This is a genomic window from Pandoraea pulmonicola (assembly GCF_000815105.2).
Classification (GTDB): domain Bacteria; phylum Pseudomonadota; class Gammaproteobacteria; order Burkholderiales; family Burkholderiaceae; genus Pandoraea; species Pandoraea pulmonicola.
Genome location: NZ_CP010310.2, coordinates 2,851,436 through 2,866,363, shown reverse-complemented (window position 1 = coordinate 2,866,363; position 14,928 = coordinate 2,851,436). Strand labels below are relative to the sequence as shown.

General features: G+C 53.3%; 10 protein-coding genes. 6 read left to right on the top strand and 4 right to left on the bottom strand.

Annotated elements, in window-relative coordinates:
- The first annotated feature begins 138 nt into the window (after nucleotides 1–138).
- From RO07_RS12525 to RO07_RS12505, 5 genes are all read left to right on the top strand, one after another.
- Nucleotides 139–561 carry a lysozyme inhibitor LprI family protein gene (locus RO07_RS12525; protein WP_039411103.1) on the top strand — a complete coding sequence of 141 codons (423 nt, stop codon included), beginning with the start codon at nucleotides 139–141 and terminating at the stop codon, nucleotides 559–561.
- Nucleotides 562–839: 278 nt separating this feature from the next.
- Nucleotides 840–1,958, top strand: a complete 1,119-nt coding sequence (locus tag RO07_RS12520; RefSeq protein ID WP_147284489.1) for a hypothetical protein — start codon at nucleotides 840–842, stop codon at nucleotides 1,956–1,958.
- Nucleotides 1,959–1,960: 2 nt separating this feature from the next.
- Nucleotides 1,961–2,401 (top strand): VirK family protein, encoded by a 441-nt coding sequence (locus RO07_RS12515; RefSeq protein ID WP_039411101.1) that lies wholly within the window; start codon nucleotides 1,961–1,963, stop codon nucleotides 2,399–2,401.
- A 331-nt stretch (nucleotides 2,402–2,732) separates the two neighbouring features.
- Nucleotides 2,733–3,956 carry a sugar MFS transporter gene (locus RO07_RS12510; RefSeq protein WP_072637031.1) on the top strand — a complete coding sequence of 408 codons (1,224 nt, stop codon included), beginning with the start codon at nucleotides 2,733–2,735 and terminating at the stop codon, nucleotides 3,954–3,956.
- Nucleotides 3,957–4,369: 413 nt separating this feature from the next.
- Complete coding sequence (locus RO07_RS12505) at nucleotides 4,370–5,068, top strand: hypothetical protein (RefSeq protein WP_147284490.1); 699 nt, start codon at nucleotides 4,370–4,372, stop codon at nucleotides 5,066–5,068.
- A gap of 88 nt (nucleotides 5,069–5,156) precedes the next feature.
- Here RO07_RS12505 and RO07_RS12500 read toward each other — a convergent pair whose 3' ends face one another.
- From RO07_RS12500 to RO07_RS25970, 3 genes are all read right to left on the bottom strand, one after another.
- Nucleotides 5,157–6,098 (bottom strand): hypothetical protein, encoded by a 942-nt coding sequence (locus tag RO07_RS12500; protein WP_167369434.1) that lies wholly within the window; start codon nucleotides 6,096–6,098, stop codon nucleotides 5,157–5,159.
- A gap of 163 nt (nucleotides 6,099–6,261) precedes the next feature.
- Nucleotides 6,262–8,973 carry a globin family protein gene (locus tag RO07_RS12495; RefSeq protein ID WP_147284491.1) on the bottom strand — a complete coding sequence of 904 codons (2,712 nt, stop codon included), beginning with the start codon at nucleotides 8,971–8,973 and terminating at the stop codon, nucleotides 6,262–6,264.
- A 620-nt stretch (nucleotides 8,974–9,593) separates the two neighbouring features.
- The gene (locus RO07_RS25970) at nucleotides 9,594–12,347 is read right to left on the bottom strand and encodes a hypothetical protein (RefSeq protein ID WP_147284492.1); all 2,754 of its coding nucleotides are present in this window, start codon (nucleotides 12,345–12,347) and stop codon (nucleotides 9,594–9,596) included.
- A 960-nt stretch (nucleotides 12,348–13,307) separates the two neighbouring features.
- On the opposite strand from RO07_RS25970, the gene RO07_RS12485 reads away from it, so the two are divergent.
- Complete coding sequence (locus RO07_RS12485) at nucleotides 13,308–13,682, top strand: hypothetical protein (RefSeq protein WP_039411093.1); 375 nt, start codon at nucleotides 13,308–13,310, stop codon at nucleotides 13,680–13,682.
- Between the two features lie 71 nt (nucleotides 13,683–13,753).
- Here RO07_RS12485 and RO07_RS12480 read toward each other — a convergent pair whose 3' ends face one another.
- Nucleotides 13,754–14,077: a hypothetical protein gene (locus tag RO07_RS12480; RefSeq protein ID WP_039415276.1), complete on the bottom strand. Its 324-nt coding sequence runs from the start codon at nucleotides 14,075–14,077 to the stop codon at nucleotides 13,754–13,756.
- Nucleotides 14,078–14,928: the final 851 nt, after the last annotated feature.

Sequence of the window (14,928 nt, the reverse complement as noted above, 5' to 3'; positions counted from 1 at the left end):
CGGAAACGCGGCGAGTTGGTTTAGCATATCAACGTGGCGGGCGCTTTCGTTTCCTTTGCCGGACGCCACCACGCGCGGCGCTCACCGACAGCACTTGGGAACCATCGGCAGAACTCTTCGACAATCAGGAGCGGAATAATGAAGATCAATGCAGCGCATCATGTCGCGACGGGACTCGTCCTCGTTGCTATTTGCACTCAAACGACGGTAGCCGCTGAATCCGCCGAAGCGCTTTACGCGCAATGCAAGGCCAAACAGTCCATGGTCCAGCAGCGCGAGTGCTATCCCGCAGTGGAGAAGCAGTCGGAAAACGAACTTGTTGCGGCAGAGAAGAAAGCGCGTGCCGACATGGTTGAGTTGGAACGTGTGAGCGAAGGCAGTCGTGCATTGCATCCCGTTATGGCATTCGACAAGGCTGAGCACGCGTATCGGGCGTTTCGGGCTGCCGAGCGTAATCGCGTGCTGGCCTCCTACGGCTCCGGCAATGGCGGCGACCTTGCTGCGAATCAGGCAACCATCGAAATGAATCTGATACGGATCAAGCAGTTGACGGGGCAATGAACTGATCTGGCCAGGAAAATCTGAAGGTGGGGCGCGTGGGCCGCAACCCCGGATTTCGACTTGGAGCGGCTAACAAAACCGATCGACGAGTCGAGCACGGATAGCGGCGCACGCGGGAAGAGCCAAGCGAGATGAAGGCGCCGCAACCGGCGGCAGCGATTGAAGCGCCTTTCACAGGCCGTTGCTGATATTTGCCTGTTTTTTGATAGCCGGGGTGGTTGAACGGAACGCATGATAGGGCCTCTCAACTCTCAGACAATCATCCTATGGTTAGTCGCGTGGCCAATGCTGAGACGCTTCTCAGTCGTGTGCAGGACTCATCCATCTTCATCGTGGCAAATCAGGGCAAGCCAATTCAAGTGGCCTCTGATGCCAATCCGTTCTCGGGCAGTGTCCATCACGTCGATAACGCCGATGCAAATACCCATTTGCTCTCCAGGCGAAAGGACTACCCCAGCTTTGCAGAGGCGTTGGCATTCTTCCGCAGGCTGGAATGCCAAGCTGAGCTGGCTCCGGATTCGCGGGGGAAGGGCGCATATCCGAAAATCGCCATGCAACGGGATTTTCCGCACAACACATGCCTGGACGCGCCGGCAGACTGCCATGTGACATCCCGAACCGCTGAAGTTGATGCCCTCTTGCCGGGCGAGGCACTTCAAGTCGTGGCAAAGCGTCCCTTTTCGGCAGAAAAGCCTCACGGCGAGAACAGTTACGAGCCCGAGTCTCAAGGTAACGATGCCTATTGTGCGCTCGAATATCTCGGTCACTACTTCGGTACCGCGCCGAAGGACATAGAACCTTTTGCAAGAGGGCAGGTGTTGTACGGACGCTGGCATGGCGTCCTGGACGCGCCGGAGACCTTCAGTGAAGTGGCGCACCTCGCGCGGTCGGTCGACGAAAAGACAGCACATTCGACCGTCGACCACATGGCCAAAATCTCCAGCGATGAAAGCGAAGACAGCGTTACGCGTGTCCGTGCGAAGTACATGGCCGAATTTATTGCCACGGTTCGCGGCTGCGAGCCAAAAATCAGCCGATCGCAGATGCACCAACATTCCACGCCTTCACCTCAAGTCGATTTGCAGAAGAGGGAATACGGACTTTTGCATGGCGCAGGGGACGCAACGCCCCGAAGTCTCGGCACGAATTCCATTGGTATCGTCCAGATTGTCTCGGACCAGTCGTTCGGGCCCATTGCGAAGAACAGCCTCGGGAATGCCGCACTCGAATCGACCTTGCCACGGTTGCCCAAACGGAAAAATGGCCCCGACAAGGACAGTTTTATCCGGCGGCATGTCAAGCCGTTGAACGACAACCCCGACAATCCCGAGTACATCACAACATTCTTGAAGCAGATTCAGGCACGGTTTGTGATGCCCCAGAGACGCAGGAGTTGATAATGAAACGAAAATACTCACGTACCTCCGCCCTCGTCATGGCCGTAGCCATCGCCGTCGGCAGTTGGAGCAGCGGCGCCGTTGCAATGAACCCGGATAGTACTTCTTTGGCAGCGGCCGTCATGGCAGGCAAAGATATCCACGTTACGCTTGATCTCTCGCTTTGCACTGTGTCCGGCACATCGCTCCCTGGGCCGGCGACCCGTGGCAGCGTGCACCCAGACGCCTTCATGGTCTTGAAGGACGGCACTGTCTCATTCTCAAATACCCACTTCACGGTGCGCTCAGACAATAGGGCAGTACAGGAATTCATGAAATACCGCGTTCATCCTGATGGAAAGGTGGAATTTCAAGTCATCGCGCTCGACGCAACGAATCTTGGCGTCCTGGATAAAAAGCAATACGATTGCGCAGTGCGTAATGGGGTCTCCTTTTACTGGTGAAGCTCAGCCGCCGTCGTCTTCTGTGTGGGGCTAGGCGGTTGGAGCACGACGAGAAAGCGATCTCGACGTCAATGCTCCCTGCTGGAGCGTGATGCGAAATATCATCGCGTCACGCAAACTTCAGATTTCTCTTATACCAAGCTCCAATGGTGCGGCCTATAATGCGCAGACCAACCTCGTCATCGAGGTTGCAACGCGTATTCGCCGTCCACCACTGGAGACATGCATGCCTATCGACCGCATGAGCGCCCCTGGTCCTTCCGCTCCCGCGTCATCCCCCGCAAACCCTGGCTCCCAGCCTCTCAGGCATTCCGCGAACCGCATACTCGCCATGCTGGCTATGCTTTTCTTCGCAATGGGGCTCATTACGTCGCTGAACGATATTCTGGTGCCTCACTTCAAGGTCGCCTTCGATTTGACGTATCGCGATGCCGCGCTCATTCAGTCGAGCTTTTTCGCGGCTTATTTCATCGTGTCGTACCCTGCGGGGCAATACACCGCGCGCGTTGGCTATCGACGTGCACTGGCCAGTTCGCTCTTGCTGGCCGGCCTCGGCTGCGCGCTATTCTTCCCCGCAGCGGCACTCGTTTCCTATCCTTGCTTTCTCGCGGCGCTATTCGTCCTGGCAAGCGGCGTCACGTTGCTCCAGGTTGCGGTGAACGCCTATGTGGAAACGCTGGGCCCGCGTGGAGAAGCTGCCAGCCGTCTCACGCTGGTGCAGGCGTTCAATTCGCTGGGCACGACGGTTGGGCCACCGCTGGCGGCACTCTGGATCCTCGCGCCGCAGACTGAAGCGACAGGCCACGTGGTGGACAGCGTGCGAGGCCCGTACGGACTGCTCGCGGCGGTGCTTGCCCTTGGGGGGCTGGTGCTGTGGCATCTGGCGCCGCGGGAGCCGAGGGCAAGCGACGCGTCGCCGCCAGGCGTGCTCGGAAACGTGCGAGGCCTGATGGCGCACCGCCCTTTGCGTTACGGCATCGTGGCGCTATTTCTTTATGTCGGCGCCGAAGTGAGTATCGGGAGTTTCTTGATCGTCTATCTGACACAAACGTCGACGGGCATTGTTGATCACGCGCATGCGAGCCGGTATCTGGCGCTTTATTGGGGTGGGGCGATGGCGGGACGGTTCGTTGGCGCCTGGTTATTGCGCAAGATGTCGCCTGGCCGGCTGCTGAGTTTGTGTGCGCTTTTCAACCTGCTGCTGATTCTCGCGTCGCTGACACTGCCAGCTTCATTTGCGATGTGGTTGCTACTGGCATGCGGTCTGGGCAACGCCATTATGTTCCCGACGATTTTCTCGCTGTCCGTCGGTGGGCTCGGGGCCCGCGTTGACGAAGGCGGCGGGCTCATCTGCATGGCTATCGTAGGGGGGGCGGTTTTGCCGTATATGCAGGGGGCAATGGCCGACGCCGTGGGGATCGTACTGTCGTTCCTCATCCCGGCATTGGCGTACTGCTATATCACAGGGTTCGGGGCATGGTGCGCGCGCACCATGCCCCGAACCCACCGCGCCGGCGCCGACACACGCCAAGGAGGCAGAGCAAAAGAGCGCTAGATGCGTCTGAGGATGATCCGGCGGACGGGTGTGCAGAACGGCACATCCGGTGACCATCTCGCTGGGCGCGTTCCACACAAAAGGAAGATGACACGTTGTGCGTGCCCGGAATCAAGCATTCTTCTATTCGCTGTTTTTCTCACGGTCGCCAGCGAGACAAGGTTGCGTTGATGCCCAGTGTGTCGTGATCATTTTGTGATATCCCTATGTTCAACAGAAGGACATCATTGAATAGGCATGAATCGCCGGTTCCATGCGACCAGACAGCCGCTGTCGCCAAACGCTCAGCACGAGAGGCGAGGGTGGGGGAGTCGGCTGCGAGCGTGGAGCCGGGAATGGTGGGGTGAAGTCGCGTGATGTGCCAAAAGAGCGCAGCCGGACCAAAAATCGACCTGTCGTTTCTTGAGGTTACCATGAACATTCGCCTTCTCAGTGGCACCTCGTGCCCTCGATCAATCCGCGAAAATGATATCCGTACCTGTATCGCTGCCAGGCGCGAGAAGGAAGTGCTCAGCCTATGCGGAAAACTCGCGGACTGTTTTCGCTGGTCAAATAAAGAGGCCGCCAAGGTCGCTATTTTCCGCCTCGCCCATGCGAGCACCGCAGCACAACAGCTATCCTTCTTTTCTGAACTAAAACAATACGTGGCGCATGGGTGGCAGAACTCGTTGACGTGGCAAATTCGCAGCGACAACCCTCCCATCTTCCGTATAGGGGAAGTTGGTATCGAGTGCTGTGCTCCTCCCGAAAACGCCGCGGCGGATCACTTCGTCTTTGATCTCGAAGACACGTGCCGCTTGCTTTGTTCGATGCACTACGATGGCGACAATGTCGTCTCCGAGTTCCACCGTTTTGCAGTGAAAACCATGTCCGGCAGAACCGCTGATGCGGTGCTCGCGGCCCAGGAGAGGTTTCTGGACGAAGCGCCGAACCTGCTCAGTGCCATGAAGCTCATTGGTCTGCCTCAAGATCATTCGTATCGTGAGATTGGTCCGACAGTCGAGCGAATAATCTACGAAGCGACCGGCAACGTGGATGCTGCCGCGCGGGCAGGCCACAATGCAGTAAACCTGACGTTCCTGGCCTCCATGGGTGATTCCAAAACACCCTGAAGGGGCGACACCTCCTCAGGGGAATGGCATGCCGACGCCAGACGAACCCCGCTTTCGCCGACCGGGGCCATTTCAGCGGGGCGGGAAGCTAGCGCGACTGTAGCCACGGAGCTGAGGTCGCCCAGAAGATGATGTCGGCGCCAAGATAGTGGACTGCGAAGTCCGATTGACCCGCTCGGTCGACCCTACGCCCGGTTCTCGGGTCTCGGTAGTTCAAATCGGGCTCCTGAACAGCCATCGCCGTGAGAACGAGCCGCCCTTTGTACGAGTGGAAGAACGGATAGGCGTTGTGCATTTGCCCTGGCATATAGGGCAATACGTCCGGCCCCCCAAGGCCGATATGGTGCGTCACGGCGAACGCAAAGGTCCGAGCCATGTAATGGCGACTGTCATCCCATTCACACGGCCAAAAGTTGACGTACTGGACAACGGAACTACGTTTAAAGACCGTACGCGCATACCGCATATTGTCGAGTTCTGCCTGAAAATAGCCATCACACGTGAAGTCCTCGTGATCCTTCCTATCTTCGACGTCGATTGCAGTTTCCGGGAGGTTGATCCCGCGGATGCGGCCGTCGAACCGATCAGCTAACGCTCGAAGCAAGGCTTGATAACGTTCTCGCAGAGATGGGTTCCACTGCTTGGCAACCCACCCGGTCGCGCCGGATGCATCGCCTTGCTTGATGAGCCCGCCTCCGTAGATAAGATCCTGCTGGAGATAGACTGGAATATGTTTCGCGTCAGGCGTAAAGAAACGGTCCTGTATCTGCACGAACAACTGCTTATGCAGGGCCTGGGCGTATGCCAGATCTCTTTCAATAGACGAGAAATCGTAAACCCCCCTGCTTTTTTCCAACATCTGCCAAGGGTAGACGACCTGCGCCCCAACGATGTCAGGCCTGTTCAGTAGTTCCTTGACCGAGTCAAAATCGCCAGCCGACGTGTAAATATAGTTCTCTACCGACCTGGCAAGAGACGGGTAGAGCAAAGCAATCACTGCCAAGAAGCAAGACAGAACTCGTTTCATCATCGACGAATCCTTGGTTAAACCAGAAATTCGCATCCACCTGGGGAGCAGCCAGCCCTTGCGTCCGATGACAAACGGTCGCCCCTCTCCAAACGTACCCCTATAGTGACAAACCGCGCTGCCAACGGTTAAATTCCAGGTGTTCGCTGCTACAAATACTGCAACTCTACAGCACCTCGGTCACTAAATCCTGAGGTATTTTTCCAAAATTCGCCACGTAGAAAATCTCTTCTTCAACGGAAATATGAGCCTGAGCCACGGCGTCGATCAACTCATCTTGAGTGATTTTTCCTTCCTTCACCAATCGCGGGCCGTCGTATTTAATAATATACTCAATTCTCCTGAATTGATTAACTCCGATTGGCCTTTTAATTTTAAATAGGGCATACCCCTTATCTCTATTATCTCTCATGAAATCCACGGCCACATCCCGTCTCCCCGAAAACGACGCAGCCTTGTCCTTTATTCCTCCCACGCTCGCAGTATGCTTGATGGCATAAGCCAGGACATCGTCGTAAGTGGCATGCGCCGGCCCGGTAAAACCGACCTCCGCATAATAGTTGCCTGCCCCAACGGGTTGGGCTCCCGGGCGAGGTTGGGCTCGATACAGTACACGAGGAATTTCTTTTTCAGCGTTCTTATTAATGCGATCCTTCACTCCCCTCGGTGTCAGGTATGGACTCTTGAATTTCTCGTCAATTTTCTTGTAAATGTGGTCAAGATAATCAAATCCTTCGAGAATTTCATTTTCCTTCGTGGATCGCAAGCGAGGAATGCAGTCACCAAAGATTCCTCTCTTGCAGCGCAGCGCATCCGCCCCATCAAAATTCCTTGGGCGCAACATATTTTCCTCGTCGAATTTATTTAATTTCTGGATCAGCCCCTCCGGCGGTAAACTTACCCCATCCGCCATCCTTCTCAAAAGATCACCCGTAAATGGTGGCGAAATAAAATCAATTAATTCCCTTCCTGAGATTCTTATGAATTTTGATATCTTTATATTTTCCTTTAACGCCCGGAGTGCTGCAAATATCCCTTTTCCAGAAAAAATCGCAGCTTTGGCGGCCGCAACTCCTGTCCCAATTATTTTTACACCTGACCAGCCTATTGTGGTTAGTGAAATTCCCAAATCAAACAAATCAAACGCAATGTCCTTCAGGTCAACTCTGTGGCCAGGATCATTTATGCCACCAATGATCTGATCATAGAATGGAATTACTACGCCAAGTATCTTGTCAATGACATCAGATCCGTCATTCCCTGCCTTGAAATTCTTTATGTAATGCTCCACACCGTCTCGGATCTGTCCTTCCATTATCTCCTTGATGCTCTTGCAGCTGAGGTACGAGTAATACCCATCCTCCCCACCTTTGTCGACAAGAAAACTCTTGATTGAGCAAGCCTTTAAGTTTCCATTATTGCAAAAAAGATGGGAAGCATTTATATTTTTTGAAAAAGGAATTCCCATGGCATGAAGAATTTCACTATCATTTAATAGTATGTCGAACTTTCCCTTCTGCCTCTCACTCCCCCTTGCATTCTCTCTAGTGAAAACAAGCAATTGTCCATCCGGTCCGATAAAACCATACCTCTCTTCTAGCGGCGATCCTCCGAATTGAAATACATATGCGGCTGGACGACCTGACTCGGATGAGCGCGTCAATTCGGTGTTTGCCACCTCGGACCGTGTAACGAGTTGAACGCCCCTGATAACTCTTACGTTACCGAGCGGGTACTCCATCTCAAGTCTGCTAATACCGGCCGACTCCGCATTTGCAATAGCCTTTGCCGCAACAAAACGGTCAATGTCTTTTTCTATGTAATCAATAAACTGCTTATAATACAGTTTTGTAGTTTTTGCGTTTATTTGAGCAGCTTCGCCCACGCTGCCGTTGGGTGTGAACTTTATCCGCGCTCGCTCGGAAAAAGTCATATTTTTTTCCACTTCTTTTCTAACTTGCCGCCAGTCTTTGAACACAGACAGCGGCCGCGGTGGGTCTAGAGCAAGGTCCCACGCCTCCTTGAGGATTTCGAGGCACCTTTCTTCGCTTACTGTGTGTTTATCGCCACCGTTTTCTGCGCACCAGATTTTTGCCTCTTCTTTCCAGAGTGCCAAGTCGTCGTCACTGACAAGACCGTCGTTGCGGTCCTTCTCCGAGTCGGCGTGAATTCTGTTCGCGAAGGCCAATAGATGTGCATCGCTGACTCCTTCCGCCGCCGTCCCCAGGAGATTCCGAACGGCCTTTTGTCTCCCAACAATGAGTGGATGCTCTTCAGTTGTGACGTCATTCGCAGCTGTCTCTACAACAGGGGCGTTTTTGTCGTCGACGGCGCGCTTGTGGGGTTGTGCTTGAAAGACGTTTGGCTGCGAAGCGCCACTTCGAGAATCGTTTGTCAGGCGCGAGTCAGCAAAGGCTGAACTGGTTGGCCCGGAGGGCGCACCGCTGAGACTCGAGGAAAAACTGGAATTTCGATAGAAATCGTCTCGCAATTCGACTGACGCCACGGTGGATGTTGGCGGCATGTCACTCGCGTGGCTTTCGTTGGCATGACTTCTGGGATTTCCGAAGTCGGTGCGCTCCTGTGTCTTGGCATAGGATTCGCCTTCTGCATTGCCGTCGTTTTTTGTGGTTCGGCCACTTCGAGGATTTATTGCCTCACTTATTCTCCCGGGAGGCTTGTTGAGGGCTTGTGCTGTCTGTACAGCGTACTGTCCGGCCAGCAACAAGGCATATAATGCCGCCGTTCGTGAGGAGTTCTTTACACTGATGGGGGCCGCCTTACTTCGGCGGGGCGGATGAGGATTGTCATGCATTGCGACGTTAAAGTAGCCGTTATGCCTCCTGTTATTATTTAGAATTAACAGATTTGGATTCATAAAACGCCTCCTTGCATCGAAGGCGGCGGCTCGTGCCCGTCACAACAGTCCACATAGCAGTTCTCGAGATCGGGCGTGCCGCCGATTGTCGGCGACAACACGCCGTAGGTGATTCATTGTTGCAGAGGCCCGTCGTCTGCACTTTCACAAATCGTTCAGGATGATTTCAAGGTGAGGCTTTGTATTGCGCTTGCCTTTACACCTTGCGAACGTTCCCATGCAATCCGATTGATTGGGGGAGGGCGAGGCCGCCAGACCTCGCGACATGCGCCAGGTCTGTCGAGCGAAGATCCGGCACGGCGAGGGGGAACCGTGCCGGTGTATGCGGCGCAGAGAAATGACTGCTCGCCGAAACGACCGCATCGGCGAAGCAGACGCGGAGGATCAAGGATAGTCACATAAGCCAGCCGCCAAGGTCGCTAGGGAGGTAATGGAGAGCAACCAACCCTTGCGTCCGACAACAAACGGTCGGGCGGTGTTCTCGTAGAGATTGTCGGAGTGCGCAGCCACCTTCCTGTTGCACTTGCTGCAAGGGCAATTCGATTTGACCAGGTTCAGTTCAGCCGCCCCTTGGCCCTCGTAAATTCCGGACATTCTCTGCTACAAATACGGCAGATCCACTACCCCCGCGGCGGCACCTCCACCTCACTCACTAGATCCCGGGGTATTTTTCCAAAGTTCGCCACGTAGAAAATCTCATCCTCCTCGGTCACGAAAACATGATGCAATGCATCTATGAATTCTTCTTCAGTGACCTTTCCCTCCCTCACCAATCTTGCGCCATCGTATTTTATGATGTTTTCAATTCGCCTGAATTCCATTACTCCGGGGCGCCTGTTGATTTGAAAAAGAGCATAATTTCTATCTGCATGCCGCGTCACAAAATCCTGAGACACCTTCTGCGACCCGGAAAGCGAAGCGGCCTTGTCTTTAATCCCCTTTTCGCTCCCGGTATGCTTGATGGCATAAGCCAAAACATCGTCATACGTTGCATGCGCCGGCCCGGCGAAACCGACCTCGCTGTAAGCAGGTGAGCCGCCAGCGGGCGCCGCTCCTGGTCGAGGTTGGCCTCGATAAAGGACATTGGGCAATTCGCGATCGGCACGTATATTAATATATTCCTTTAATCTACTTTCCGACATGGCTGGGTTCTTGAATGTCGCATCAGCCTTTTTATAAAAAATATTAAGACGCTCAATATCATCAAGAGCCTCAAGAGCCTCACCCGCCGGGCGAGCCCACAAACGAGGAATGCAATTGTCGAAGAGTCCTCTCTTGCAACGCAGCATTTCGTCCCAATTCAAGCTCTTGATTTTTTGACTCAACCCTTCCGATGGAAAATGTGCCCTATGGACCATTCTCCTTACAGTCGGTGCCGTAAAAGGAGGTGTAACGAAGTCAATAAATTCTATCCCTGCCTTTTTTAAGAATCTGGATAACCCAATGCTCCCCTTTAGCGCCCGAAGAGCCGCCAAAGTTCCCTCTCCAGCGGCTATCGCGGCCCTAGCGGCTGCGAACCCTGATCGAAGGGCCTTGAAACCGGCCCCGCCTATTGACGCGAGCGTAATTCCCAAATCAATCAAATCGAATGCGATATCCCCAAAATTAATCTTGTGACCGGGATCATTTATGACGCCAATAATTTGATCATAGAATGGAATTATCGAACCGAGAACCCTGTCGAAGATGCTTTTCCCGTCATTCCCTGCTTTGAAGGCATTTATAAAATACTCCACACTCTCCCGGACCTGAGCCTCCATTACATCCTTGATGCTCTTTCCGTCATAAAAAGCCAAATACCCCAATCCATCTTCTCCATGGTCGATAGAGAAACTAGTGATTGGACAGAGACTCAGATTGCTTACTTTGCACTCAAGGGGAGATGGATTGTCATGACTAGCGGAATCGAAACCCATGGCAAGAAGGAGTTTTGCGTCATGCAATCTTATTTTAGTTTCTCCATTTCTCTCTCCGATCCACCACAGATCTTCTCTTTTAAAAAATTTTAAATTTCCATTTTGACCGATGAAGCCAAATCTATTCTCCCTTGATGAACCCCCAATTTCAAATATGATGGCGGCCGGAAGATCTGAATCAGATGGGCGTGTCAATCTGGCTACCTTTGTCCATTCGTTTAGCGTTCCTAGTTTAACGCCCTTGATTACTCTTGCCTGAAGGAGAGGGGTTTCCAATTCAAGTCTGCTAAGCCCAGCCGCCGCCGCATTTGCAATGGTTTTTGCCACAACGAATCGATCAAGGTGTTCTTCAATGTAGCGAACAAACTGCTCGTAATACTGTGTTGTTGCTCTTGCGTTTATGTGAGCCCTTTCTCCCGAGGGCCCGTTGGGTGAGAGCATAATGGCCATTTGCTCGGATAAAGTCATGCTCTCCACTACCTCTTTTCTGACTTGATGCCAGTCTTTGAACCCAATCGGAGGCTGCGGTGGGTCCAGAGCAAGATCCCACGCCTCTTTGAAGATCTCTAGGCACTTTTCTTCACTTACAGGGAACTTGTCGCCACCATTTTGGGCACACCAGATTTTTGCTTCTTCCTTCCATAGCGCCAAGTCATCATCATTACCAAGACCATTGGTATGATTTTCCTCCGAATCGAGGTGAACTTTGTTTGCAAAAAGCAATAAATGCTCGTCAGTTAGATTTCCTGCCGCCTCCCCGAGAAGGTTTCGAGCAGCCTGTTTTCTAGCAGCAATTAATGGGTGATCTTCAGTTTGAATGTCACTCGCCGTTGCCTCAGTTACCTTAGCGGCCTCGGCTGTCTGAGTTATCTCAATTGCATCAATCAAAGGGTCTTTTTTTTCGTCGATCGAGCGCTTGTGGGGTTGCGCTCCAAGAACGTTTGGTGCTGATGGGTCACTTCGGGAATTGTTTGCCGGGCGTGAGTCTGCAGAGACTGCGCTGGTTGGCACATGGATTGCGTCGCGAAGATTCGGGGGAAAACTGGAGTTTCGGTGGATGTTCTCGCACAAATCGACTGGCGCCGCGGAAGATGTTGGACGAATGCCAGATGCGTGACTTTCATTGAAATTGCTTTTTTGTTTCCCAAGGTCGGCTCGTTCTCGTGCCCTGGAATCGAATTCGCCTTCTGCGTTGTCGTTAGATCTTTCGGTTCGATTACTTCGAGAATTTATTGCCTCACCTATTTTTCCAGGTCGGCTGTTAATGGCTTGCACCGTCTGTGCAGCGTACTGCCCAGCCAGTAAAAGAGCATATAATGCTGCAGTACGCGAAGAGTTTTTTACACTGATGGGCGCCGCCTTGCTCCGACGGGGCGGGTGGGGGTTGTCATGCATTGCGTTATTAAAATAACCGTTATGTCTCCTGTTATTGTTTAGAAGCGACAAGTTCGGATTCATAAAACTCTTCCTTATATCTAAAACGGACGGGGCACGCCCGTCGCAATACTCCACATAGAAGTTCTCACGATCACGGCGTGCTGCCGGTCGTCGACGGCAGCACGCCGTGAGGGGGCATTGTTACAAAGGCACGCAATCCACACTTTCACAAATCGTTCAGACCAACTCAAAGATCACAAATTATTCAGAGCGATTTCAAACCAGGGTCTGGTGCGGCGCCAGCCTTTGCCTCTTAATAGAGTTTCACGCGCATCTTGATTGACTGAGAGCACCTGGACAGCGTGACGAGCATGAGCATCGGGCCAGAGTGAGGCGGTCCGACCGCACGACTATTGCGCCGCGGCGGGCGTTTAGCCTGTCGAACGAATATCTGGTGTGGTGGCGGGAGAAGAAGCGAGCGAGGAAGAACTGCAGGCCGAAACGACCGTGACGCCGAGGCAGACGCGGGTGACCAAGAGCAGGGGGCAATGCCCATGGTGGGTCGGGGAACAATCCTCGCCGCCTAAACCCCCATACTGCGAAGGTGGATTGCGGATAGAGCCCCGCCATGTCCTGTGCTCGCGAGACGATCGTTTTACCCACTCAGCGGCGCCTCACTGGAGGCGCTCGATATTTCCGAAGAATACTCGCAAAATCCTGAAAAATTATGATTTTGAAATTCCCCTCAAAATATTTCTAAAATCAATAATAAATTCAATGGAATACATTTCGCTAGAATGGCAACAACTGTGGAATCCTAAAAGGGCGTGGCTATTTGTCCATTGACCTTGGATGAGACTACCTCCATCTCGGGAGCGGAGATGATTGCATAGTCGTTTCCCGCCCAGGTCATCATAACGACCAAGCTTGAGGTAAGTTCTTTTACGACTATAAATATCAATTACCCGGGAGGGGGGCTAGGCAGATGTTCGAACAACGACGGTGATGATCGAGAAGAAATTCTTACCCTGAGGAACTCCGATGAAAAAATACCGATACAGACTGGCTTGGTATTTTGCCGTCTTGATAATGAATTATGGATTCCTGCTAACGGGTGCGAAGGTTCTATATTTGGCCTCGCTTTCAGCACTTTCCTATTACTTGCCGGCTTCCATTTTTTGGTTTTTTGCCGGACCCTGGTTGTTTGGATATCGATTTCGAACAGGTTTTGCATTTGGCATCAGGGCGGAACGGCTCGGATTTTTCATTATCGATATCGGTATCCTCGCCGCAGTACTCTTTTTACTTCAGGGAAATGACAAGCTCGCGGCGATAGCAATCTTCGCTGCCATGTGTGGCGTGGAGGATGTCATCTGGGCCAGGGAGAGTCGAAGTTATCTCTTCAGGAGGCGTTGAACGAACGCCCTGTCACGGTCTTGAAGGGCTCTGATTAGCGCAGTGCCTGGCCAGTCCTGGACCGCGCCAGGTCAAGCGTCCTTTACGTGGGGGTAGTCCTGCTCCAACTGCTGTCGTAGCTGGACGGCCTGGGCAAGCATGAACAGCAAGCTATGCCGATTCTGATGTATGTGCCGGACTGCGTTGAGAAAGGCCTCGCTTCTCGTGCGCCCCGTGCCCATGGGAAAACCAGACAGCAGGTGCGTCACCGTCCAGACTTCAGACTGTCCCGGTGCGTTGGTCTCTACATGTACGCCAAAGGAGGCATCCGTGTGCGGCAGGCTGATGCTTTCACCACATACGGTGGTGAGCCGCTCGCCGGCGACGACTTCATAGTAGATTCTCAAGTCAGACATGGCGAGGCTCCACATCAAGGGTGGCTGGTTTCCCGGAAGCGGGGGCATTCACCGCGCGCGATGCGCCCTCCCATAGAGATTGGTATCGCCGCCTGTCCCCCATTCGTGGGTAGGTTCAATTCGCATTGACACAGTTGTGTCCGGATTGGCGACGGCTCTCCTGCAATACCGCCACAGACCTGAGCCGCCGTCACCCAAGGTGCCAAGGGAAATCAGGATGTGCGGTTTCGGCAATCGTTGCGGCTGGCTTACACCGTAGCCGATCGGGTGAGAAGAGGGCGGTGCAGGGAGGGAATTGCTGATCGTCATGGCAATCTCCACTTGAGCAGGGAGCCCGAGGGCTGAAGGCACGAGAGATACGCTTGCAGCGCGATCATGAAGCCATACAGACCAGACATCACCAACTATTAGTATTACTAGTATGTATACCAAAACATTGCGAATATTGTTTATGTTCCTTCGCTTTATCCGGGAAGGCGAATTGCAATGAGAACGGGTCGCTACCAGAAGTATGGGATTTGAAGTGCTTCTGTTTTCAGATAACGGGGACTTCCACCTCAACCAACAGTCAAGAGCGGCAAGGCCATCACCTACGGGCCAAATGGTAGCTACCTCACGAAGGTGATGCGATTGGGTGGCAAATCGCAGCGTAGAAGTGGTGACGCGTCGCCAGCGGTATTGGCAGAGATGCGGAGTGCCTTTTAGTCGGCGACCGCATTGTTCAACTTCCTTCGTGCCATGCCACACGCCGTGACGGCTTCTACCTATGTCATGAATTAGCACATTCCTTCAAAAGTTCGAGGAGCCGGCATGACGCAGAAAAACAGCTCTCCCGCCACGGGGTTCAAGGC